The sequence below is a fragment of the Pseudomonas protegens genome, assembly GCF_003363755.1.
Classification (GTDB): domain Bacteria; phylum Pseudomonadota; class Gammaproteobacteria; order Pseudomonadales; family Pseudomonadaceae; genus Aquipseudomonas; species Aquipseudomonas danubii.
The window spans coordinates 4,182,901-4,206,658 of record NZ_CP031396.1 but is presented as its reverse complement, the minus strand read 5'-3'; the positions used below and the strand labels follow the sequence as shown (position 1 = coordinate 4,206,658).

Below are 23,758 nucleotides of genomic sequence, written 5' to 3'. Positions count from 1 at the left end.
GCTAGATCGCGGGCGTCGCAGGTGGATTAGAAGCGTCGCAAATCCAGGGTCATGGGCAGCTCGTCATTGATGATCAAAGGCGGCACCGCAAGGCTCCCGGGGCTGTGTCCGAGGCGAAAGAAACGCGCCATGCGCCGGCTTTCCGCTTCATTGGCATTGACCGGCAGACTGTCGTAGTTGCGTCCCCCAGGATGGGCCACATGGTATTGGCAGCCCCCCAGGGAGCGCTGCATCCAGCTGTCCAGCAGATCGAACACCAGCGGTGCGTGTACCGGGATGCCGGGTTGCAGGCAGTTGGCCGGCTGCCAGGCGCGATAGCGCACCCCGGCGACAAACTCCCCTACCCGCCCGGTGGGCTGCAAGGGGACCGCCACACCGTTGCAGGTCAGCACATGGCGCTGCGGCGTCAGCCCACTGACCTTGACCTGCAGACGCTCCACAGAGGAGTCGACATAGCGCACCGTGCCCCCGGCCCCGCCCTCTTCCCCCAGCACATGCCAGGGCTCCAGGGCCTGACGCAACTCCAGCTCGATACCGCTGACCGCGTAATCGCCGACCTTGGGAAAGCGAAACTCCAAGTGCGCGGCAAACCACTCGGCCCGCAGCGGATATCCGGCGGCATTGAGCTCCACCAGCACATCGGCAAAATCCTGCTCGATGAAATGCGGCAGCAGGAAACGATCGTGCAGCTCGGTGCCCCAACGCGCCAGCTTGGCCGGGGCATAAGGTTCGCGCCAGAACCGCGCCACCAGCGCCCGCAGCAGCAACTGCTGGACCAGGCTCATGCGCCCATGGGGCGGCATTTCAAAGGCCCGCAGTTCCAGCAGGCCGAGACGCCCGGTGGCGCCGTCCGGCGCATAGAGCTTGTCGATGCAGAACTCGGCGCGATGGGTATTGCCGGTGACATCGATCAGCAGGTTGCGCAGCAGGCGATCCACCCGCCACGGCGGGCACTCCTCGCCCGGCGCGGGCATTTGTGCAAAGGCAATTTCCAGTTCATAAAGCGAGTCGTTGCGCGCCTCATCGACCCTGGGTGCCTGGGAGGTGGGGCCGATGAACAACCCGGAAAACAGGTAGGACAACGACGGATGATTGTGCCAATAGCTGATCAGGCTACGCAGCAGGTCGGGGCGGCGCAGGAACGGCGAATCCGCCGGCGTCGCGCCACCGAGGACGAAATGGTTGCCGCCGCCAGTACCGGTGTGGCGTCCATCGATCATGAATTTCTCACTGGTCAGGCGGGTCTGCCGGGCCTGCTCGTACAGGAACTCGGTGCGTTCCACCAGCTCGTCCCAACTGACCGAAGGCTGCACGTTGACCTCGATCACGCCCGGGTCCGGCGTCACCCGGAAGTTGCTCAAGCGCGGGTCGGCGGGCGGCTCGTAGCCTTCCAGCAGCACCGGGCAATGCAGCTCTGCCGCAGTGGCTTCGATCACGCTGACCAGTTGCAGGTAATCCTCGAGTCGCTCCAGGGGCGGCATGAACAGGTACAGCCGCCCTTCTCGCGCCTCGGCGCAGAGCGCGGTACGGGTCAGCCAATCCGCGGACTGATCGATCTGTGGCACGCGCTCATCCGCAACCGCCGGCTCAGGGACTTCTGCGAGCTGCGCCCGGTCCGGCAGCTCAGGGAAGTCCTGGTTCGGATCGTTGGGGTGAATGAAGGGGTACTCCGCCGCTGTCACCCAGGGTTGGGACGCCAGGGGCAGGCGATAGCCCAGGGGGGAATCCCCTGGCACCAATCGGCAATGACTGTCTCGCAAATACCAGCGGCCGCTCTGCCATTGATCACCCTTGGCGCTGCGGGCCAGGGGCAGCACCTGGCCAATGACTTTATCCAGGCCCTGGCTGAACACCTTGCGCAACCGCTGGCGCTCCAGGGCATCCTCCAGCCGCGAGTCCTCGGCACTGACATTGAGGGGCAGGCGGCCCTCGCGCCACAGGTAATAGAAATGGTCTTCGTAGGCGGGAAACACAAAGCGCCCGGGCAGCTTCAGGCGCTCGGCGACACTGGCGAGAAAGCGCCCGGCCAATGATGCGTCAGCGCCATAGTCCTCGTGCTCATCGGCAATCAAGGCGCTGTTGTGCCAGATCGGCACACCGTCAACTCGCCAATAGCAGTTCAGCGACCAGCGCGGCAATTGCTCCCCCGGGTACCACTTGCCCTGGCCGAAGTGCACCAGCCCCTGAGGCCCGTAGCGCTGGCGCAGGCGCTGGAACAGCTCAGCGGCCAAACGCCGCTTGTTCGCGCCCAGGGCGGCGGTGTTCCACTCGGCGCCGTCGGGATCGTCGATGGCCACGAAGGTCGGTTCGCCGCCCATGGTCAGGCGCACATCGTTCTGCAGCAGGTCCACATCGATCTGCCGGCCCAGGGCCTGGATGGCCAGCCACTGCTCGTCGGTGTAAGGCTTGGTGACCCGGGGCGCTTCCCAGATCCGCTCCACACTCATTTCATGGCTGAACTGACACTCGCAAGGCTCCACAAGACCCGTGATGGGCGCCGCTGAAGAGGGATCGGGGCTGCAGGCCAGGGGAATGTGACCTTCTCCGGCAAACAGCCCTGAGGTCGCGTCCAGGCCGATCCAGCCGGCTCCGGGCAAGTAGACCTCGCACCAGGCATGCAGGTCAGTGAAGTCCACCTCGGTGCCCGAAGGACCATCCAGGGATTTGACGTCGGCCGTGAGCTGGATCAGGTAGCCGGAGACGAAACGCGCCGCCAGTCCCAGGTGGCGCAACAGCTGCACCAGCAGCCAGGCCGAATCGCGACAGGAGCCGGAGGCATTGACCAGGGTCTGCTCCGGGCTCTGCACCCCCGGTTCCAGGCGAATCAGGTAGGCGATGTCGGCGCTGAGTCGCTGATTCAACGCCACCAGGAAGTCCACCGCCGGCAACGGCGTACGCGAGATACCGTCCAGGTAGGCCTGGAACTTGGGCGTCAGGGGCAGGGTTTCCAGGTAGGGCGCCAGCTCGCGCTGCTCATCGGCGGCGTAGGCGAAAGGGATCTGCTGCGCGTAGGGCTCAAGGAAGAAGTCAAACGGATTGAACACCGCCATCTCCGCCAGCAGATCCACTTCGATCCGCAGCTCGGTGGTTTTCTCCGCAAAGACCAGGCGCGCCAGATAATTGCCCTGGGGGTCCTGCTGCCAGTTGATGAAATGCTGCTCGGGCTGGACCTTCAGCGCATAGGCGAGTATTCGCGTGCGGCTGTGGGCAGCCGGGCGCAGGCGGACGATCTGCGGGCCAAGTTCGACGGCGCGGTCGTAGCGATAGTGCGTGACATGGTGCAATGCGACATGAATCGACACGGCGTGCCTCCTGCGAGCCTGAGCGGTGGATGAACCCGCGCAAGACTTGTGCCAGGGCCCAAGTCCGGGGGGTTGTTCAACGACTCGGGGCAGTACAGCACCAAAACCGCGCAAGCGGTGCATCCCTGTGCAGCTCACTGCACAGAAATGTGCCAGGCGGCATGACCCGAAGCTACTGCGCGCGCACTGTTAATGCAGCGCCAGCTCAATGCGCCAGCGCTAACAGCGGACCGCCAACAAGACCGGCTTGCGCCGCGATCGGCAGCCAAAACAAAAACGCCAGCTCCGAGGAGCTGGCGTTCTGTTGTCTAGCGCGGTACCACCGGCTTGCGGGTTGGCTTCTTGCCTTTGCCCTTGGCCGCATCGGCACGCTCCTTGGCGGCCTGCTTGTTGCGGGCGAAGGCGGCGGCCTTGGCCTGTTCACGCTTGTCCCAGGCATTGCCACCGTCACTGCCACGCGGCGGCAGGCCGGTGTGCTGGGTCAGGATCTTGGTTTCCTTGGCCACCTTGTGGCTGCCGGCCGGTGTCGAGTTCTTGCGGCGGGCGCTCTGGTAGCTGTCGGTGGCCGGCTGATGGGTCGGAATCAGCTGGTGCTTGCCCGGGCCGATCAGGTCGCCACGACCCATGCGCAGCAGGGCCTCGCGCAGCATCGGCCAGCCCTTGGGATCGTGGTAGCGCAGGAACGCCTTGTGCAGGCGGCGCTGCTCCTCGCTCTTGACGATGGTCACGCCGTCGCTCTTGTAGGTGACCTTGCGCAGCGGGTTCTTGCCCGAGTGGTACATGGCGGTGGCGGTGGCCATCGGCGACGGGTAGAACGCCTGCACCTGGTCGGCGCGGAAGCCGTTGCCCTTGAGCCACAGGGCCAGGTTCATCATGTCTTCGTCGGTGGTCCCCGGGTGGGCGGCGATGAAGTACGGAATCAGGTACTGCTCCTTGCCCGCCTCCTTGGAGTACTTCTCGAACATGCGCTTGAAGCGGTCGTAGGTACCGATGCCCGGCTTCATCATCTGATTGAGCGGACCTTCCTCGGTGTGTTCCGGGGCAATCTTCAGGTAGCCACCCACGTGGTGGGTCACCAGCTCCTTGACGTACTCCGGCGATTCCACCGCCAGGTCATAGCGCAGGCCGGAGGCGATGAGGATCTTCTTCACCCCGGGCAAAGCGCGGGCGCTGCGATACAGCTGGATCAGCGACGAATGGTCGGTGTTGAGGTTCGGGCAGATGCCGGGGAACACGCAGGACGGCTTGCGGCACGCGGATTCGATCTCCGGGCTCTTGCAGGCGATGCGGTACATGTTCGCGGTCGGGCCGCCAAGGTCGGAGATCACTCCGGTAAAACCGGGAACCTTGTCGCGGATTTCTTCGATCTCGCGAATGATCGACTCTTCGGAACGGTTCTGGATGATCCGCCCTTCGTGCTCGGTGATGGAGCAGAAGGTACAGCCGCCGAAGCAGCCGCGCATGATGTTCACCGAGAAGCGGATCATGTCGTAGGCCGGAATCTTTTCCTTGCCATAGGCCGGGTGCGGAACGCGCTGGTAAGGCATGCCGAACACGTAGTCCATTTCCTCGGTGGTCATGGGAATGGGCGGCGGGTTGAACCACACGTCCACTTCGCCATGTTTCTGCACCAGGGCGCGGGCGTTGCCCGGGTTGGTTTCCAGGTGCAGCACGCGGTTGGCGTGGGCGTACAGGACCGGGTCGTTGCGCACCTTCTCCATGGACGGCAGGCGGATCACGGTCTTGTCCCGGGTCATCCGCGGGCTGGCAAGGATCTGCACCACCTTGGCTTCGCTCGGATCTTCAACCGGGCCCTTCTCCTGCTCGATGGCGCAGGCCTGGGTGTCCTGGGTATTGACGTAGGGGTTGATGATCTTGTCGATCTTGCCCGGGCGGTCGATACGGGTGGAGTCCACTTCGTACCAGTCTTTGGGCGTATCGCGGCGGATGAAGGCGGTGCCGCGCACGTCGGTGATGTCTTCGATCTTGTGGCCATAGGACAGGCGCTGGGCCACTTCAACGATGGCCCGCTCGGCGTTGCCGTACAGCAGGATGTCGGCGCTGGCGTCGATCAGGATCGAGTTGCGCACCCGATCCTGCCAGTAGTCGTAGTGAGCAATACGGCGCAGGGAAGCCTCGATGCCGCCCAGGACGATCGGCACATGCTTGTAGGCTTCCTTGCAGCGCTGGCTGTACACCAGGCTGGCGCGGTCCGGACGCTTGCCCGCCAGGCCGCCCGGGGTGTAGGCGTCGTCGGAGCGGACTTTCTTGTCGGCGGTGTAGCGGTTGATCATCGAGTCCATGTTGCCGGCGGCGACACCGAAGAACAGGTTCGGCTCGCCGAGCTTCATGAAGTCGTCTTTGGACTGCCAGTTGGGCTGGGCGATGATCCCCACGCGAAAGCCCTGGGACTCCAGCAGCCGGCCGATGATCGCCATGCCGAACGAGGGGTGATCGACGTAGGCATCACCGGTGACGATGATGATGTCGCAGGAATCCCAGCCAAGCTGATCCATCTCCTCCCTGCTCATGGGCAGGAATGGTGCTGGCCCGAAACATTCGGCCCAGTACTTTGGATAGTCAAATAACGGCTTGGCTGCTTGCATGTCGATGACCGGTGTTGGCTTGGATAGGGACGCGTTGATTCACAGGGAAATTCGCGGGCGCGGAATATAGCACAAAAAATAACCAATTCCGACCATTATGGTCGGAATTCGGTGCTGCCCGATTCACCGGCGAGCCGGCACCTACAGCTAGGCGCCGGCAAGCGAATTGCCGGCGAACGGGCGGGTTATTCGTCGTCGTCGAAGTTGTAACTGCCCGGCGCGAGGTTCTCGAAGCGGGTGTACTTGCCGATGAACGCCAGGCGGATAAAGCCGATGGGGCCGTTCCGCTGCTTGCCGATGATGATCTCGGCAATGCCCTTGTGCTCGGTCTCGGGGTGATACACCTCATCCCGGTACACGAACATGATCACGTCGGCGTCCTGCTCGATCGCTCCGGATTCCCGCAAGTCGGAGTTCACCGGGCGCTTGTTGGGGCGTTGTTCCAGAGAGCGGTTGAGCTGGGACAGGGCCACCACCGGGCAGTTGAATTCCTTGGCCAGGGCTTTGAGGGACCGGGAGATCTCGGAAATCTCGTTGGTCCGGTTGTCACCGCTGGAACCGGGGATCTGCATCAGCTGCAGGTAGTCGATCATGATCAGCGCGATGTCGCCGTGCTCACGCACCAGGCGACGGGTCCGCGCACGCATTTCCGAAGGGCTGATACCCGCGGTGTCGTCGATGAACAGCTTGCGGTCATTGAGCAGGTTGACCGCCGAGGTCAGGCGCGGCCAGTCGTCGTCTTCCAGCTGGCCGGAACGGACCTTGGTCTGGTCGATGCGGCCCAGGGAGGACAGCATACGCATGATCAGCGATTCGCCTGGCATCTCCAGGGAGTACACCAACACCGCCTTGTCGCTGCGCAGTACCGCGTTTTCCACCAGGTTCATGGCGAAGGTGGTCTTACCCATGGACGGACGGCCGGCGACGATGATCAAGTCGGCCGGTTGCAGGCCACTGGTCTTCTCGTCGAGGTCGGTGTAGCCGGTGGACAGGCCGGTGATGGCGTTGTCGGTGTTGAACAGGGTGTCGATGCGGTCGATGGCCTTGGTCAGCAACTCGTTGACGCCCACCGGACCGCCGGTCTTGGGCCGCGCCTCGGCAATCTGGAAGATCTGCCGTTCGGCCTCGTCGAGGATCTCTTCGGCGGTGCGACCTTCAGGGTTGAAGGCGCTGTCAGCGATCTCGGTACTGATGCCGATCAGTTGGCGCAGGGTCGCCCGCTGGCGAACGATCTGCGCATAGGCCTTGATGTTGGCCACCGACGGGGTGTTCTTGGCCAGCTCGCCGAGATAGCCCAGGCCGCCGACCTGGGAGGTCTGGCCTTCCTTGTCCAACTGCTCGGACAGGGTGACCACGTCGATGGGCATGTTCTGATCGGCCAGCTTGGCGATGGCGCGGAAGATCAAACGGTGGTCATGCCGATAGAAATCGCCGTCGGACACTTGATCCAACACGCGTTCCCAGGCGTTGTTGTCCAGCATCAGACCACCGAGCACGGCCTGTTCGGCCTCGATGGAATGCGGCGGCACCTTCAGGGCAGCGGTTTGCAGATCGTATTGCTCGGGAGCGGAAATATCGTTCATGGCCACTTGGAATTCGGGGGTGAAAATCAGGATCAGCAGAAAGACAAAGGGCACGACCTGTAAACAGGATCGTGCCCGATGTTAACCGTCAGCCACACAAGGTGCCAGACGATTTGGTACTGCTTAAGCAGCCACCACGACAACGCGTACGGTTGCTTCAACTTCAGCGTGCAGGTGCACGGCTACGTCGAATTCACCTACGTTGCGGATGGTGCCGTTCGGCAGACGAACTTCGCTTTTTGCAACTTCAACGCCGGAGGCGGTCAGTGCATCAGCGATGTCGTGGGTGCCGATCGAACCGAACAGCTTGCCTTCGTCACCGGCGGTGGCAGTGATGGTCACTTCCAGCTCGGCCAGTTGGGCAGCGCGGCTTTCAGCCGAAGCTTTACGGTCTGCAGCCAGTTTTTCCAGCTCAGCACGACGCTCTTCGAACGCAGCCAGGTTGGCAGCGGTAGCAGCGGTGGCTTTGCCGTAAGGCAGCAGGTAGTTACGGCCGTAACCAGCCTTAACGTTCACTTTGTCGCCCAGGTTGCCCAGGTTGGCGACTTTTTCCAGAAGGATCAGTTGCATGTGAAAATCCTCTTAACTTTTAACCTTCACCGTTCGCGTTATCGGCGTCTTTCGGCGCCAAACGACCGCGAAAATCAACCAGACTGTCGACAATGGCCAGGACCACTAGCAACGGATAGATCAGCTGCATGAATGGCAACAGCGTGACGTACAACCCCACCAGCCAGAATCTGGCCAGTCGCCCTTGCGCCACCAGCCCGTGAATCAGGGCCAGCCCGGCAAAAGCCAGCGGGACACTGCACATCGGCGTAAGCATGGCCAGTTGAGGTCCGAAGTTCGGCCCCACCAGCATGCACGCCAGCAGCAACATCGCTGGCCCAAGAGGGATTCTGATGGCGCGAAACTCGCGACCAAAACCACCCGGGTTATACAACACAGCCTGCCAGTAACGCCCAAGAATCAGGCTCAGCACGCTGATGGCTTGCAACAAGGCCGCTATCAGGCCGGTCAGGATCGGTGCAATCAGCGTGGCAAGACGAGCTCGCTCTTCAACCGATAACTGCTGGTAGACCTCACCCAAGGCCATCGGCAGGATCTTTATCAATTCCTGCGACAACGCTTCGATCTGAGGGCGGAAAGCCGCACCCAGGACTCCAGCAAACACCAATCCCATCGCTATGCTGACCAGCAGCACGCGGCTCCAGGACTCGCCTGCGCGCAAAACCAACGCAAGACTCGAAGACCCCACCAGCACCAGAAATGCTCGCGGATCATCGAACGCCAGCCACCAGAACAAAGCCGGCAGCATTCCCAGAGCGAGGACACCAAGGGCATCCTTCAACCCGCGCCGCAGAAGCACCAGGCTCCCCGCGGCAGCACCCAACCAATACAACAACGGCAATGCCGAACAGCCAGCCACTACCAGAGTGGCCTGCATACGACCGCGCATGATGAACTCAGCTAAGGCGCGCATGCATTCAATCCCTTACTACTTGTCGACTGCCCGGTCTCAGCGGCCGTGGCTGTCGGTGTAGGCCAGCAGGGCCAGGAAGCGGGCGCGCTTGATAGCGGTGGCCAGCTGACGCTGATAACGAGCTTTGGTACCGGTGATGCGGCTTGGAACGATTTTGCCGGTCTCGGATACGTAGGCTTTCAGAGTGTTGAGATCTTTGTAATCGATCTCTTTCACGTCTTCAGCGGTGAAGCGGCAGAATTTACGACGACGGAAGAAACGTGCCATGTAATTGGCTCCTCAAAAGGTCCGTGGATTACTCGTCAGCGTTATCGCTGGCGTCGCTGTTGTCGCTGTCATCGCCATCGGCGCTGTCAGCATGCTCAGGACGGTCACGACGCTCACGGCGCTCACTGCGGTTTTCTTCAGCCTTGAGCATCTCGGATTGGCCAGTGATGGCTTCTTCGCGACGGATGACCAGGTTACGGATCACAGCATCGTTGTAACGGAAGTTGTCTTCCAGCTCAGCCAGGGCTTTACCGGTGCACTCAACGTTCAGCATCACGTAGTGAGCCTTGTGAACATTGTTGATTGCATAGGCCAGTTGACGACGGCCCCAGTCTTCCAGACGGTGGATTTTGCCGCCGTCTTCTTCGATCAGCTTGGTGTAACGCTCAACCATGCCGCCGACTTGCTCGCTTTGATCCGGGTGGACCAAAAAGATGATTTCGTAATGACGCATGAATGCTCCTTACGGGTTGTAGCCTGCCGCCTATAAGCGGTCAGACAAGGAGTGAATGACACTGGTGTGTCTTGCCTGTTAGTAGGCACATATGCGCCTGCCGTCACGGCAAGGGGCGCAATTGTAGAGAAGGGGGAACAGCGGCGCAAGGCAATTGGTGATTATTTGAACAATCACCTGCAGGAGCCAACGAGCCGGCAATGGACGGCAGGGCGTGGTTCGCCGGCAAGCCGGCTCCTACGGGATAGATCAGGCTTTTTTGGCGACGGCCTTGGCCTTGGCGCCGCGCTGGCGCATGGCTTCGAACAGGCAGACGCCCGTGGCCACGGAGACGTTGAGGCTGCTGACGCTGCCGGCCATTGGCAGGCGCACCAGATAGTCGCAGTGCTCGCGAGTCAGGCGACGCATGCCCTTGCCTTCGGCCCCCATGATGATGATGGTCGGGCCGGTCAGATCCTGATCGTACAACTCCTGCTCGGCCTCGCCGGCGGTACCGACGATCCACAGGCCGCGCTGCTGAAGCTTTTCCAGGGTACGGGCCAGATTGGTCACCGCCACCAGCGGAATCACTTCGGCAGCACCGCAAGCCACCTTGCGTACAGTCGGGGTCAGAGTGGCCGACTTGTCCTTGGGCACCAGCACCGCCAGGGCACCCGCCGCATCGGCGGTACGCAGGCAGGCGCCAAGGTTGTGCGGATCGGTCACACCATCCAACACCAGCAACAGTGGCGCGCCCTCGGTGCGATCCAGCAGCTCGTCGAGCATGGCTTCGCCCCACACCTGGCTTGGGCTGACTTCCGCCACCACCCCCTGATGCACGCCTTCAACCCAGGCGTCCATCTCACGACGCTCGGCCTGGCCGACCGACACACGGTTCTGCGCAGCCAGATCAACCAGCACCTGAACCCGTGGGTCACTGCGCCCTTCAGCCAACCAGATCTGCTTGACCCGCTTGGGATGGTGACGCAGCAACGCTTCTACAGCATGCACGCCGTAGATCTTTTCCAACTGACTCATGACTTGGCCTTAGGTTTGCGCGCGCCGCCGCTTTTCGCGCCGGAAGCGGAGCCCGCCTTGGGCGGACCCTTACGATGTTTGCTCGGTTTGGCTGGCCGGTCGCTGTCTCTGGCCGGAGCCGATTTGCCGGACTTTCCCCCAGACGCCGCTTTACCACCGCCTTTGGCTCCCGCCAGCAGCGCCTGTTTCATTTCACGACTTTTGCGTACTTCGGCGTTTTTTGCCGCCGCATCGCTCGGACGGTAAGCCTCGACCGCTTTCTCCTTGGCAGAGCTGCGACGCCCCGCCTTCGCTGGAGCTGGCTCTTCGACTGCCTTGCTCGCCGGCACGTCCGCAGCACCCCGTTTTTTACGCCCAATAGGTGCAGCAATGGTCTTTTCGGCCATCTCGAAATCGATTTTGCGCTCGTCCAGATCTACGCGCATGACCCGCACTTCCACGGTGTCACCCAAGCGGAAGCTGCGACCGGTGCGCTCGCCCGCCAAGCGGTGATGCACAGGATCGAAGTGGTAGTAGTCACCTGGCAGCGCAGTGACATGCACCAGGCCTTCGACGTAGATATCGGTGAGTTCGACGAACAGACCAAAACCGGTGACCGCGGTGATCACGCCAGGGAAGGATTCGCCGACGCGATCCTTCATGAACTCGCACTTGAGCCAGTTCACCACGTCACGAGTGGCTTCGTCGGCGCGACGCTCACTCATCGAGCACTGCTCACCGAGCTGCTCGAGGATGGCCTCGTCGTACGGATAGATACGCGCTTTCGGAATACTCATCGCTCCGGCTCGACGCACGTGCGGCGTGTCTTGCTTGGAGTGGATGACACTGCGAATGGCCCGATGGGTCAGCAGGTCCGGGTAACGACGGATCGGCGAAGTGAAGTGGGTATAGGCTTCGTAATTCAGGCCGAAGTGGCCCTGATTATCAGCGCTGTACACCGCCTGGCTCAGCGAGCGCAGCATCACGGTCTGGATCAGGTGGTAATCCGGACGATCCTTGATGGTTTCCAGCAGCGCCTGGTAGTCCTTCGGCGTAGGACCATCCTTGCCTTTATGCAGGGACAGGCCCAGCTCGCCAAGGAAGGCACGCAGCTTCTCCAGACGCTCCGGCGGCGGACCGTCGTGCACCCGGTACAGGGCCGGAATCTCGTGCTTCTTGAGGAACTCGGCGGTGGCCACGTTGGCCGCCAGCATGCATTCCTCAATCAGTTTGTGAGCATCGTTGCGCGTGGTTGGACGAATTTCGGCGATCTTGCGCTCGGAACCGAAGATGATCCGGGTTTCCTGGGTTTCAAAGTCGATGGCGCCACGGGTATGACGAGCACCGAGCAGGACCTTGTACAGCGCATACAATTGCTTAAGGTGCGGTACGACATCCGCGTACTCACCGCGCAGTTGCTTGGCTTCGGTGGTTTTCGGCTGCTCGAGCATGGTGCTGACCTTGTTGTAGGTCAGTCGCGCCTTGGAGTGGATCACCGCTTCATAGAACTGGTAATCGGTCATTTCGCCGGACTTGGAGATGGTCATCTCACAAACCATGGCCAGGCGATCAACTTTCGGGTTCAGCGAGCACAGGCCATTGGAAAGCTGCTCAGGCAGCATCGGGATAACCCGCTCGGGGAAATACACCGAGTTGCCACGCACCTGGGCTTCAGCATCCAGAGCCGAACCAATCTTCACGTAGCTGGAGACGTCGGCAATGGCCACGTACAGTTTCCAGCCGCCGCCGAACAGGCGCAGCTTGCCGGGCTTGGCTTCGCAAAACACCGCGTCGTCGAAGTCGCGAGCGTCTTCACCATCGATGGTGACAAAAGGCAGGTCGCGCAGATCAATGCGTTTCTCTTTGTCCTTCTCCTCCACTTCCGGCTTGAGCTTGGCGGCCTCTTTGAGCACGGCCTCGGGCCAGACATGGGGAATATCGTAGGTGCGCAGGGCAACGTCGATTTCCATGCCCGGCGCCATGTAGTTGCCTACCACTTCAACTACGTCGCCTTGTGGCTGGAAGCGCGGCGTCGGCCAGTGAGTAATCTTCACTTCAACGAACTGACCGACCTTGGCATTGGCATTACGCCCCGGTGTCACCAGCACTTCCTGCTGGATCTTCGGGTTATCCGCTACCACAAAGCCGATACCGCCCTCTTCAAAGTAACGCCCCACGATGCTTTCATGGGCACGAGATACCACTTCGACGATCACGCCTTCGCGACGACCACGACGATCCAGGCCGGAAACTCTGGCCAGGGCGCGGTCACCATCGAATACCAGGCGCATTTGCGCCGGGCTCATGAACAGGTCGTCGCTGCCATCATCCGGCACCAGAAAGCCGAAGCCGTCGCGGTGGCCGCTGATACGACCGAGGATCAGGTCGAGCTTGTCCACCGGCGCATAAGTGCCGCGGCGGGTGTAGATCAGTTGAGCGTCGCGCTCCATGGCGCGTAGGCGGCGGCGCAAAGCTTCAAGTTGGTCCTCTGTGGTCAGACCGAACTCTTCTACCAACTGCTCGCGACTAGCAGGCGAACCCCGATCAGCAAGGTGCTGGAGGATGAGTTCGCGGCTAGGAATAGGGTTTTCGTATTTTTCCGCTTCACGAGCGGCCTCGGGATCGAGGGACTGCCAATCGGCCATTAGATAAATTTCACCTTGTCTATATGCGGGTTAGTTTGGCATACGCGTATTGAAACGGGAAATTTCAGGCTCAGACAACGCTGGAAAAATCCTCATCGCCGCCTCAGAAACATCCTCACGCCTGCCACCGGAGACTTTTTTCAAACTTTTTTGAAATCGGGGGTTTACAGCTTAAAAGAGCCTCCGTATAGTGCGCGCCATCGACGACGGAGACGTCAGCGATACTGCCCAGATGGTGAAATTGGTAGACACGCCAGCTTCAGGTGCTGGTGACCGCAAGGTCGTGGAAGTTCGAGTCTTCTTCTGGGCACCAATTCAAGAGCTTGAGATTAGATCAATTTCAAGACTCAAACAAAAACCCGCGAAAGCGGGTTTTTGCATTCTAAGTGTTTGATTTAATAAAACCAAAACAGGGGTTTACAGATCAAAACACGGTCCGTATAGTGCGCTCCATCGACACGGCGACGACGTCGATACTGCCCAGATGGTGAAATTGGTAGACACGCCAGCTTCAGGTGCTGGTGACCGCAAGGTCGTGGAAGTTCGAGTCTTCTTCTGGGCACCAATTCAAACTTGAGAGCATCGCTTTCAAGTCTCCCAAAAACCCGCGAAAGCGGGTTTTTGCGTTTATGCCTCCAGGCATTCCCTCGCCTCATCGCCCCGCCGTCGTACCCGTAAAGCGCACATGAGAAACGATATCGTTTATGATTGTTACAAGTTTTTGCGGCACTACAGTGAGGAAACCTGCGAATGATGTTCAGAAATACCCTCCTTCCAACATCCCTTCTGCGTGGCTTGACCATCACTTTGCTGGGATTGACCCTGGCATCTCCACTCACCCAAGCAGCCGATCCTGTTTCCCTGACCCTGTATAACGGCCAGCACAAGGAAGTCGGCGATGCCGTTGCCAAGGCCTTCGAAGCCAAGACCGGCATCCACGTCAACGTGCGCAAGGGCAGCAGCAATCAGTTGGCCAGCCAGGTCGTCGAAGAAGGCGATCGCTCCCCCGCTGATGTGATCTACACCGAAGAGTCGCCGCCCCTGAACAAACTGGGCGAACAAGGCCTGCTTGCCCAGACCGATGCCGCGACCCTGGCCGTCCTGCCCAAGGAATACGTAGCCAGCAACGGCACCTGGATCGGCATCACCGCTCGAGTGCGAGTGGTGGCTTTCAACCCGAAACTGATCAATGAGAAAGACCTGCCCAAGTCGGTGATGGAGTTCTCCCAGCCACAATGGCAAGGCAAGGTCGGTTTCGTACCGACCAGCGGCGCCTTCCAGGAACAAGCCGTGGCCATCATCAAATTGCACGGTATGGATGCAGCAGAAGAGTGGCTGACCGGCCTGCGGGCATTCGGCAAGGTCTATAGCAATAACATGGTAGCCCTCAAGGCCGTGGAAAACGGTGAAGTGGCCACCGTCCTGGTGAACAACTACTACTGGTTCGCACTGCAACGGGAAAAAGGTCAACTGGACTCGAAGCTGCACTATTTCACCGGCGGCGATGTTGGCGGCCTGATCACGGTCTCCAGCGCCGCAGTGCTCAAGTCCAGCAAACACCCGAATGAAGCTCAACAGCTCCTTGCCTATATGGCCAGCGAAGAGGGTCAGCGGGTGATCACCCAGACCACCGCCGAGTACCCACTGCATAAAGGCATGGAGTCGGATCGCGGCCTCAAGCCATTCAGTGAACTGCAGGCTCCGAAAGTCACCCCGGCCGACCTCGGAAATGCCGAGGAAGCACTGGACCTGGAACGCGACGTCGGCCTGAACTGATGAGTCCACCACTCTGCGCCCCCGTCTCGCGCACGCCTTACGTGCCGAGGCGCAAGCGACCATCGATCTGGCTGCTGCTGCCGGTATTGCTACTGGTTTGCCTGAGCCTGCTGCCTCTGCTGTATGTCGGGCTCAAGGCCTGGCAAGCCGGCTGGGCCGAAGCGCTGCACCTGCTGTGGCGCCCTTATGTATTCCGCCTGCTAAGCAACACCTTGCTACTGATGCTGGGAGTCACCATCGCCTGCGCAATGATCGGCCTATCCCTGGCTTGGCTGCTGGAGCGCAGCGATCTGCCAGGACGACGGATCTGGGGCGTAGTGCTGTGCCTGCCCTTCGCCGTACCGGCCTTCATCAGCAGCTTCACCTGGGTGTCCCTGAGCGCCGGATTCGAAGGACTGGGCGGTGCGATCCTGGTGATGACCCTGTCCAAATACCCCCTAGTGTTCCTGCCAGTGGCAGCCACCCTACGCAATCTTGACCCCTCCCTCGAGGAGTCCGCACGCACCCTTGGGCAAAATCGCTGGGGCGTGTTCTTCAAGATCACCCTGCCCCTGCTCTGGCCATCGTTACTGGCAGGAGCCCTGTTGATTGCCCTGCACATGCTGGTGGAATTCGGCGCCCTGTCGATCATCGGCCTGCAAACCTTCACCACGGCGATCTATCAGCAATTCGAGCTGGAGTTCAGCAACGCCAACGCAGCCATGCTCTCGGCGGTACTGCTGGTGCTGTGCCTGATACTGCTGGGTCTAGAGCTGCGGGTTCGTGGCAAGGGGCGTCACGTACGCACCGGCCAAGGTGCAGCGCGACATGCAGAACAGGTACGCCTGGGACGCTGGTCCGCAGGCGGACAAATCTACTGCCTGCTACTGGCCTTGATTGGCAGCGGCGTTCCCCTGGGCATGCTTGCCTACTGGCTGGCCATGGGTTCATCGGCCGCTTTCCCGGTCGCAGCCATCGGCGAAGCACTGCTTTCCTCCCTGGCACTGTCCCTGGGCGGCGCCGCCCTGTGCCTGGCGCTGGCGGTTCCTGTGGGACTGCTAGTGGTGCGTCACAAGGGACGACTGGCCATCTGGGCCGAGCGTCTGCCCTACCTGTTGCATGCCCTGCCCGGCCTGGTGATCGCCCTGACGCTGGTGTACTTCGCCCTGCACTATGTGCCGGTGCTGTATCAAACCTCGGCGCTGTTACTGATCGCCTATGCCCTGCTGTTCCTGCCCCTGGCACAGGCGCCCATCCGCACCGCCCTGAACAAGGCCGCGCCGCAACTGGAAGAAGCGGCAAGAACCCTGGGAGCATCGCCATTCAGTGCTTTTTGCCGGGTAACGTTGCCGATCATCTTTCCAGCACTGGGCGCAGCCTTCGCCCTGGTGTTTCTGGATGCGATGAAAGAGCTGACTGCAACCTTGCTGCTCAGCCCGACCGGGCTGAATACCCTGGCCACAGAGGTCTGGGCCCATACCGCGAATGTGGAGTTTGCGGCCGCGGCACCTTATGCAGCACTGCTGATTCTGGTGTCTGGGCTGCCGGTGTACCTGCTGACGACGCGGATGTATCTGAGCCGTTGAGAAGTGCTTCGCCGGCACGCCGGCTCCTACAAAGTGACGCAGGAGCCAGCCGGCCAGCGAAAGATCAAGCGCGGAACTGCCCCAGACTGGCCTTGAGCTGCGCCGCCAGGCTGTCCAGTACCTTGCCGCTGGCGGTGGTCTCCACCACAGCCTGAGCCGCTCGCTCGGCCTGGGCATGAATGGTTTCCACCCGCCCCCGCACCGCTTGCGCGCCCTGAGCCTGATGCGCCGCAGCCTGGGTGGCCAAGCCAATCGCGGCATGCACTTGTTCGACCGAAGACTGCACCGTCTGCTGCAGGCGGACACTGTCACGCAGCACCAGCAACCCCTCACTGGCCTGACGGCCGGCCTGGCCAATAGCCGCCACCGCCTCCCGCGCGCCCTGTTGCAACGCGCCGATATGGGCCTGGATATCGCCCGTGGAACTCTGGGTCTTGCTGGCCAGGGCTCGCACCTCATCCGCCACCACGGCAAACCCGCGCCCGGTTTCACCGGCGCGCGCTGCTTCGATCGCCGCATTCAGCGCCAGCAGGTTGGTCTGTTCGGCAATGCCATGAATCACCGTCAGCACCACCTCGATCTGCTCGCTCTGCTGAGCCAGGCGCTCGATCACCTTGGCCCCGGTATCCACCTGCCCGGCCAGGGCTTCGATCAGACTGCCAACCTGCTCCGAAGTGCGGGTGTTCTCGTCAGTGGCCTGACGGATCTCCACCACCTGCTGCAGCGCCGCCTGCATCGCCTGGCTTTCCGCCTGGGCCTCATCAGCCATCTGCGATAGCGCCCGCAAGCTTTCGGCCACTTCGTCACGCTGCGCCTCAGCCGCTGCATCCGCCCCAGCATTGCGCAGGCTCATAGCCCCAATCTCCACACCGGTACGCTGCGCCACATCGCCCGCTTCACGCACAATGGGCTGCAACTTATCCACAAAGCGATTCACCGCCGAGGCCATATCACCGATCTCATCATTGCTGTTGAGAGGCACGCGCTTGGTCAGATCCCCTTCGCCTGCTGCCAGATCGTTGAGAGCCGTGATCAACAGATGCAGTTTGTTCACCACTCGCCGCCCCAACACTACCGCCAGCAACAGCAGCAGGGCCAAACCCACCAGCGCCAGGCCAACACCGATCTGCCAGCGCAAGGTGGCCGCAGCCTCCTGCACCGTGCTTGCGGTATTGGCCTGCATCTGCGCGGCAGTGGCCTGAGCCGATTGCAAGCGCGAGCGCATGGCCGCCGAACTGTCGGCGGAGGCTCCCTTGAGACTGTCGCCAACCAACTGGTCACTGCTGGCGATCAATGCCCCGAAGCGCTGATCCAGGGCGGCGATATCTGCCTCTACCGAGGCTGTGGACACCCCCATCAGCACCTTGCCGATTTCCACTCCATTAGGATTGATCGACGCCTCAAGGTAGTAGACAGAAGGATCGTTCTTGGCGGCATCCAGAACCTTGTCCAAGGCCCGATCGCCCTTGCCCTTTTCCAGCAGGGCCTTGTTGATCGGATTCTCACGATTCAGATAGCGAGTCAGATGCTCACCTGCAGCATCGTCATAGACCACGAACAGTACGTTGGGGTTACGCTGGGCACGCCGTGCGAACTCGGACAGAGTCGGCACATCACTGTCCCACATGGCACGAGGCGCCACAGAGGCCAGCAACTGGGCCATATCATTGGCGGAGTCCTTAAGATCCTTCTCCAGCGCTGCGCGCAGTTGGACCTGCTCCTCCTTTAGACGCGAAGACAGCCCCGCCGTCAGACGCTGACGCGTACTGCTGGACAGGCTTTCCAGACTGGAAGTGACTTCCTTGCCCGCCTGCTCGAGTTCGCCAGACAACTTCTGGCTATCAACACCCAAACGCGCAGCCAGATCGGCCTCCAGGGCAGTTACCGTGCTCCGAGTCAGGGCAACGGCGAGCACTACCTGCACCAAAAGGGCGATACCGAGAGTAACGAACACAGGCCGCAGTAAACGGCTTTGTAACAGTGAGAGAACGGCCGACACAGGAAATCCCTCTACTTTTGGCGCCATTATTCTGATGGCACTCTAGAAGCGAGTTTCACAGCAAGGGTCGTGCCGCACGACAGGCAGAAACGACAAAGGGCCCGATCAAGGGCCCTTTGGTTTTTACATCAACAACTTATCAAGCGAACGGATGACGCAGAACGATGGTTTCGTTGCGGTCCGGGCCCGTCGAAATAATGTCGATCGGCGCGCCGACCAACTCTTCGATGCGCTTGATGTAGGCCTGAGCAGCGGCAGGCAGCTCTTCCAGGGTCTTGGCACCCAGGGTCGATTCGCTCCAGCCCGGCATCTGCTCGTACACCGGCTCCAGGCCGATGTAGCTGTCGGCGTCGGTAGGCGCGTCGATGACTGCACCATCCTGGTTCTTGTAGCCAACACAGATATTGATGGTTTCCAGGCCGTCCAGTACGTCCAGCTTGGTCAGGCACAGGCCCGAGATGCTGTTGACGTCGATGGCGCGACGCAGGATCACGGCATCGAACCAGCCGCAACGACGGGCACGACCGGTAGTCGCACCGAACTCGTGGCCACGCTTGGCCAGGAAAGCGCCGACGTCATCGAACAGCTCAGTCGGGAACGGCCCCGAACCCACACGAGTGGTGTAGGCCTTGGTGATGCCCAGGATGTAGTCCAGGTACATCGGGCCCACGCCCGAACCGGTGGCGATGCCGCCAGCGGTGGTGTTGGAGCTGGTGACATACGGATAGGTGCCGTGGTCGATGTCCAGCAGCGAACCCTGGGCACCTTCGAACATAATGTCCTTGCCGGCGCGACGCAGCTGGTGCAGCTCGGCGGTGACGTCGAGCATCATCGGCTTGAGCAGCTCGGCGTACTCCATGCACTCGTCCAGCGTCTTCTGGAAGTCGATGGCCGGCTCTTTGTAGTAATTGACCAGGACAAAGTTGTGGTAGTCCAGCAACTCGCCCAGCTTGGCGGCGAAACGCTCGCGGTGGAACAGATCACCGATGCGCAGGCCACGACGGGCAACCTTGTCTTCGTAAGCCGGGCCGATGCCGCGACCGGTGGTACCGATCTTCTGCTCGCCACGGGCCTTCTCGCGAGCCTGGTCCAGGGCTACGTGATAGGACAGGATCAGCGGGCAGGAAGGGCTGATGCGCAGACGCTCACGCACCGGCACGCCTTTCTCTTCCAGCTTGACGATTTCACGCATCAAGGCATCCGGTGCTACCACCACGCCGTTACCGATCAGGCACTGCACGCCTTCGCGCAGCACGCCGGACGGAATCAGGTGCAGCACGGTCTTCTCACCGTCGATCACCAGGGTGTGGCCAGCGTTGTGGCCACCTTGGTAGCGCACTACGGCGGCGGCATGTTCGGTCAGCAGATCAACGATCTTGCCTTTGCCCTCATCACCCCACTGGGTGCCCAGGACTACGACATTCTTACCCATAACACTTGTCCTCATTCGCGCAAACTTGGTGCCGGCAGCCGCCGGCAGGAAAACTCAAGAAGCCAGCGGCAATACTTGCCAAAGCCCATTCTGCTGAATCAATTGCCGGTCGCAGTCCGCTTCACGGGCGGCGGCCAAAGGTTGCCCAGGCAACGCCTGAACGACACGCTGACCCTCACTGCGCAACTGGCAGACGGTCTGCCAGAGTGCCGCGTCAGTGCTGTCAGGCATCCAGATACCACCAGACGGCAGCTCGACCTCAGCACGCCCCAGGGTCACCAGGGTTTTCAAATCGGTAGAAAAACCGGTCGCTGGACGGGCACGCCCAAAATCCGCGCCGATGTCATCGTAGCGACCGCCCTGGGCGATGGATTGACCCACGCCCGGTACAAACACCGCGAACACCACACCCGTGTGGTAGTGATAGCCCCGCAGCTCGCCCAGATCGAAATACAACGGTAAGTCAGGGAAACGCACCGACAAGCGCTCGGCGATCGTCAGCAATTCATCCAGGGCCAGTAGCACCGAGGTCGGCGCACCCGCCAGGCGACGGCGAGCATCGCCCAATACTTCGCGGCCACCACACAACTCCACCAGGGAGCGCAGCATGTCGGCCAGATCGGCAGGCAGGCCCTGGGTCAGGCTGATGACTTCATCGATCGCCTTGCGCTGCAGGGCATCGAACAATTGTTGCTCCACGGCACCGGACAGGCCGGCAGCCTGGGCCAGGCCGCGGTAGATGCCCACATGCCCCAGATCCATGTGCACATCCGGCACATCGGCCAACTGCAGCATGGCCAACATCAGACTGATGACCTCAACGTCGCTGCTCGGGCTGGCGTCGCCGTACAACTCGGCGCCCAACTGGATCGGACTGCGCGAGGACGACAAGGCCCGCGGCTGAGCATGCAGCACGCTGCCGGCATAGCACAGGCGGCTCGGCCCTTCGCGACGCAGGGTGTGGGCATCGATGCGCGCCACTTGAGGCGTAATGTCGGCACGGAACCCCATCTGCCGACCCGACTGCGGGTCGATGACCTTGAAGGTACGCAGGTCCAGGTCCTGGCCGGCACCTGTCAGCAGGGATTCCAGGTATTCGATATGGGGAGTCACGACAAACTCGTAACCCCAACTCTGAAACAGATCCAACACCTGACGACGCGCCACTTCTATGCGCGCCGCTTCCGGCGGCAATACTTCTTCGATGCCATCTGGCAGCAGCCAGCGGTCTACCGTTGCCATTACGCCATTCCCCTATGGTCCGGGCGGCAAGCCTGGGGCCAGCCTTAGAGTGAAGCAGAAAACAGTCGCATCCGACGCGAGCTCAGCCGGACAGGCAGCCAGAAATCAGCTGTACAGACTATTTTCCTCGAAAAATCTTGCCGAGCTCTTGAACGAGCCACGGCCAATCAAAGATGCAGACGCAAAAAAGCCGGGAATTTCCCGGCTGCCGCATCATACACCCGTTTTCCCAAAGGATCACCCCGCGAGGCATTTTAGCCGCCCGGCGGGGTGCCCAAGGATCAGGGCCTGATCAAGGCTTGGACTTTTCCAGGTAGTGGAAGAAGTCGCTGCTTGGGTCCAGAACCATGACGTCGGATTTGTTTGCAAAGCTTTCACGGTAGGCACGCAGGCTACGGTAGAACGCATAGAACTCCTGGTCCTGGCCGTAGGCCTTGGCGTAGATCGCCGCCGCCTGAGCATCACCATCACCGCGCGCCTCTTCAGACTCGCGATAGGCTTCAGCCAGCAGCACGCGACGCTGACGATCAGCGTCAGCACGAATACCTTCGGCCAACTCGTTACCCTTGGCACGGTGCTCGCGAGCCTCACGCTCACGCTCGGTGCTCATGCGCTCGAACACGCTGCGGTTCACTTCCTTCGGCAGATCGATGGCCTTGACCCGGACATCGACCACTTCGATACCCAGCTCCTTTTCCGCCATCCTGTTCAGGGAAGCCGTGATATCCGCCATCAGCGCATCACGCTCACCGGAAACCACTTCATGCAGGGTGCGCTTACCAAACTGGTCACGCAGGCCCGATTCCAGACGACGGGAAAGACGCTCGTCGGCAATTTGCTTGAGACCGGAAGTCGCGGTGTAGAAGCGCTCGGCATCCTTCACTCGCCACTTGGCGTAGGCATCCACCATGACGGCTTTCTTTTCCAGGGTCAGGAAGCGCTGTGTCGGTGCATCCAGGGTCATCAGGCGCGCATCAAACTTACGCACCTGGTTCACGTAGGGCACTTTCACATGCAGGCCAGGCTGGACATCAGCCTGGACCACACGACCGAACTGCAGCAACACCGCGCGCTCGGTCTGAGCGACGATGTAGAAGCTGTTCCAGGCAACCACCGCCACGACAACGCCCACGATCAGGGCGATCAGCGATTTATTGCTCATCAGCGACTCTCCCTAGAACGCGTCTGCTGCTGTTGCTGCATGTGCTCCGCAGCGGCGCGCGCATTCGCTTCATTGCTGGTCGCAGACGCTGATCCCGTTGCCGGAACACCGCCACTACGACCACTGTCGATCATCTTGTCCAGCGGCAGGTAGAGCAGGTTGTTCTGCCCGCCTTTGCTGCCGGTTACCAGAACTTTGCTGGTATTGCTGAAGACTTCCTGCATGGTGTCCAGGTACAGGCGCTGACGAGTCACTTCAGGAGCCTTGCGGTACTCGGCAACCAGCTTGGTAAAGCGATCAGCCTCACCCTTGGCCCGCGATACCACTTCGTCGCGATAACCATTGGCATCTTCGAGGATGCGCTGAGCCTGACCACGAGCCTCCGGCACAACACCGTTGGCGTAGGTTTCAGCCTGGTTGCGCGAACGCTGTTCGTCTTCACGAGCTCGGATCACGTCATCGAAGGCTTCCTGCACTTCACGCGGTGCAGCTGCGCTCTGTACGTTCACCTGAGTCACGGTGATACCGGTGCGGTAGTTGTCGAGGAAGCGTTGCAACCGCTCCTTGATTTCACTGGCCATCAATTCACGACCTTCAGTCAACACCTGATCCATGGCGGTGGAACCCACCACATGGCGCAGGGCGCTGTCGGTTGCATGCTGCAGACTGATTTCCGGCTGATCAACGTTCAACACGAAGTCCTGCAGATTGCTGATCTTGTACTGCACGGTCAGCGGCACTTCGACGATGTTCTCGTCCTCGGTGAGCATCTGCCCCTGCTTGGTATAGGCACGCTCACGCGTGACGTTTTCCATGTACTTGCGATCGATCGGCGGGAAGTAGATGTTCAGACCCGGGCCGACGGTTTCGTAGTATTTGCCGAAGCGCAGCACCACGGCCTGCTCCTGCTCATCGACTACATAAACCGCGCTGTACAGCCACACGGCCGCCAGCACGACAAGACCAATACCCAGCAAGCCGAAACCACCACCCTTGCCGGAGCTACCGCCGTCATCACCACGTTTCTTACCACCACCGAACAACCCATTCAGGCTTTCCTGCAGCTTACGGAAGGCCTCGTCGAGATCTGGTGGCCCCTTGCGATCGCCATTATTGCGGCGCTTACCACCCCAAGGGTCCTGATTATTCGAGTTGCCACCCGGCTCATTCCAAGCCATAGCGCTCTCCATCTGATAAAGCAAAGACGCACCCACGGCGCGCCGACCAATGCTACAGAATGCCTGCT

16 protein-coding genes and 2 tRNA genes are annotated in these 23,758 nt (G+C 61.0%); 4 read left to right on the top strand and 14 right to left on the bottom strand.

The genetic code is table 11. The annotated features are described in order from the left end of the window. Positions 1 to 26: 26 nt before the first annotated feature. The 9 genes from DWF74_RS18965 to rnr all read right to left on the bottom strand — a co-directional run bounded on the left by DWF74_RS18965 (position 27) and on the right by rnr (position 13,336). Complete coding sequence (locus DWF74_RS18965) at positions 27 to 3,302, bottom strand: DUF2126 domain-containing protein (RefSeq protein WP_115581483.1); 3,276 nt, start codon at positions 3,300 to 3,302, stop codon at positions 27 to 29. Between the two features lie 308 nt (positions 3,303 to 3,610). Further along, positions 3,611 to 5,908 (bottom strand): YgiQ family radical SAM protein, encoded by a 2,298-nt coding sequence (locus DWF74_RS18960; RefSeq protein WP_102862919.1) that lies wholly within the window; start codon positions 5,906 to 5,908, stop codon positions 3,611 to 3,613. Positions 5,909 to 6,093: 185 nt separating this feature from the next. Further along, the gene (dnaB, locus tag DWF74_RS18955; RefSeq protein ID WP_007921486.1) at positions 6,094 to 7,491 is read right to left on the bottom strand and encodes a replicative DNA helicase; all 1,398 of its coding nucleotides are present in this window, start codon (positions 7,489 to 7,491) and stop codon (positions 6,094 to 6,096) included. Positions 7,492 to 7,614: 123 nt separating this feature from the next. Then, complete coding sequence (gene rplI / locus DWF74_RS18950) at positions 7,615 to 8,061, bottom strand: 50S ribosomal protein L9 (protein ID WP_020299422.1); 447 nt, start codon at positions 8,059 to 8,061, stop codon at positions 7,615 to 7,617. Positions 8,062 to 8,080: 19 nt separating this feature from the next. Then, positions 8,081 to 8,974 carry a hypothetical protein gene (locus tag DWF74_RS18945; RefSeq protein ID WP_102862918.1) on the bottom strand — a complete coding sequence of 298 codons (894 nt, stop codon included), beginning with the start codon at positions 8,972 to 8,974 and terminating at the stop codon, positions 8,081 to 8,083. A 36-nt stretch (positions 8,975 to 9,010) separates the two neighbouring features. Beyond that, complete coding sequence (rpsR, locus tag DWF74_RS18940) at positions 9,011 to 9,241, bottom strand: 30S ribosomal protein S18 (protein ID WP_002551829.1); 231 nt, start codon at positions 9,239 to 9,241, stop codon at positions 9,011 to 9,013. Between the two features lie 28 nt (positions 9,242 to 9,269). Continuing rightward, complete coding sequence (gene rpsF, locus DWF74_RS18935) at positions 9,270 to 9,695, bottom strand: 30S ribosomal protein S6 (RefSeq protein WP_011058949.1); 426 nt, start codon at positions 9,693 to 9,695, stop codon at positions 9,270 to 9,272. Between the two features lie 249 nt (positions 9,696 to 9,944). Beyond that, a complete protein-coding gene (gene rlmB, locus DWF74_RS18930) occupies positions 9,945 to 10,712 on the bottom strand; it encodes a 23S rRNA (guanosine(2251)-2'-O)-methyltransferase RlmB (protein ID WP_016964328.1) in 768 nt (255 codons plus the stop codon). Continuing rightward, a complete protein-coding gene (gene rnr, locus DWF74_RS18925) occupies positions 10,709 to 13,336 on the bottom strand; it encodes a ribonuclease R (RefSeq protein ID WP_115581482.1) in 2,628 nt (875 codons plus the stop codon). Before rnr ends, rlmB begins: the two co-directional genes overlap by 4 nt. Positions 13,337 to 13,562: 226 nt before the next feature. On the opposite strand from rnr, the gene DWF74_RS18920 reads away from it, so the two are divergent. The 4 genes from DWF74_RS18920 (at position 13,563) to DWF74_RS18905 (ending at position 16,677) form a co-directional block, all read left to right on the top strand. Beyond that, positions 13,563 to 13,649 (top strand) — tRNA-Leu (locus tag DWF74_RS18920). Positions 13,650 to 13,814: 165 nt separating this feature from the next. Further along, positions 13,815 to 13,901 (top strand) — tRNA-Leu (locus tag DWF74_RS18915). A 185-nt stretch (positions 13,902 to 14,086) separates the two neighbouring features. Then, complete coding sequence (locus DWF74_RS18910; RefSeq protein WP_102862916.1) at positions 14,087 to 15,112, top strand: extracellular solute-binding protein; 1,026 nt, start codon at positions 14,087 to 14,089, stop codon at positions 15,110 to 15,112. Continuing rightward, positions 15,112 to 16,677 (top strand): ABC transporter permease, encoded by a 1,566-nt coding sequence (locus DWF74_RS18905; RefSeq protein WP_115581481.1) that lies wholly within the window; start codon positions 15,112 to 15,114, stop codon positions 16,675 to 16,677. The genes DWF74_RS18910 and DWF74_RS18905 overlap by 1 nt, the downstream gene beginning before the upstream one ends. Positions 16,678 to 16,741: 64 nt before the next feature. Here the strand turns inward: DWF74_RS18905 and DWF74_RS18900 are convergent, their stop codons facing one another. From DWF74_RS18900 to hflK, 5 genes are all read right to left on the bottom strand, one after another. After that, positions 16,742 to 18,676, bottom strand: coding sequence for a methyl-accepting chemotaxis protein (locus DWF74_RS18900; RefSeq protein WP_102862914.1), 1,935 nt, complete (start codon positions 18,674 to 18,676; stop codon positions 16,742 to 16,744). 139 nt (positions 18,677 to 18,815) lie between these two features. Next, on the bottom strand, positions 18,816 to 20,108 hold the full coding sequence (locus tag DWF74_RS18895) for an adenylosuccinate synthase (RefSeq protein WP_047283686.1): 1,293 nt from the start codon (positions 20,106 to 20,108) through the stop codon (positions 18,816 to 18,818). A gap of 54 nt (positions 20,109 to 20,162) precedes the next feature. After that, complete coding sequence (locus DWF74_RS18890) at positions 20,163 to 21,350, bottom strand: ATP phosphoribosyltransferase regulatory subunit (RefSeq protein ID WP_102862913.1); 1,188 nt, start codon at positions 21,348 to 21,350, stop codon at positions 20,163 to 20,165. A 292-nt stretch (positions 21,351 to 21,642) separates the two neighbouring features. Beyond that, complete coding sequence (hflC, locus tag DWF74_RS18885; RefSeq protein ID WP_102862912.1) at positions 21,643 to 22,512, bottom strand: protease modulator HflC; 870 nt, start codon at positions 22,510 to 22,512, stop codon at positions 21,643 to 21,645. Beyond that, positions 22,512 to 23,690, bottom strand: coding sequence for an FtsH protease activity modulator HflK (gene hflK, locus DWF74_RS18880; protein WP_102862911.1), 1,179 nt, complete (start codon positions 23,688 to 23,690; stop codon positions 22,512 to 22,514). Before hflK ends, hflC begins: the two co-directional genes overlap by 1 nt. Positions 23,691 to 23,758 lie beyond the last annotated feature (68 nt).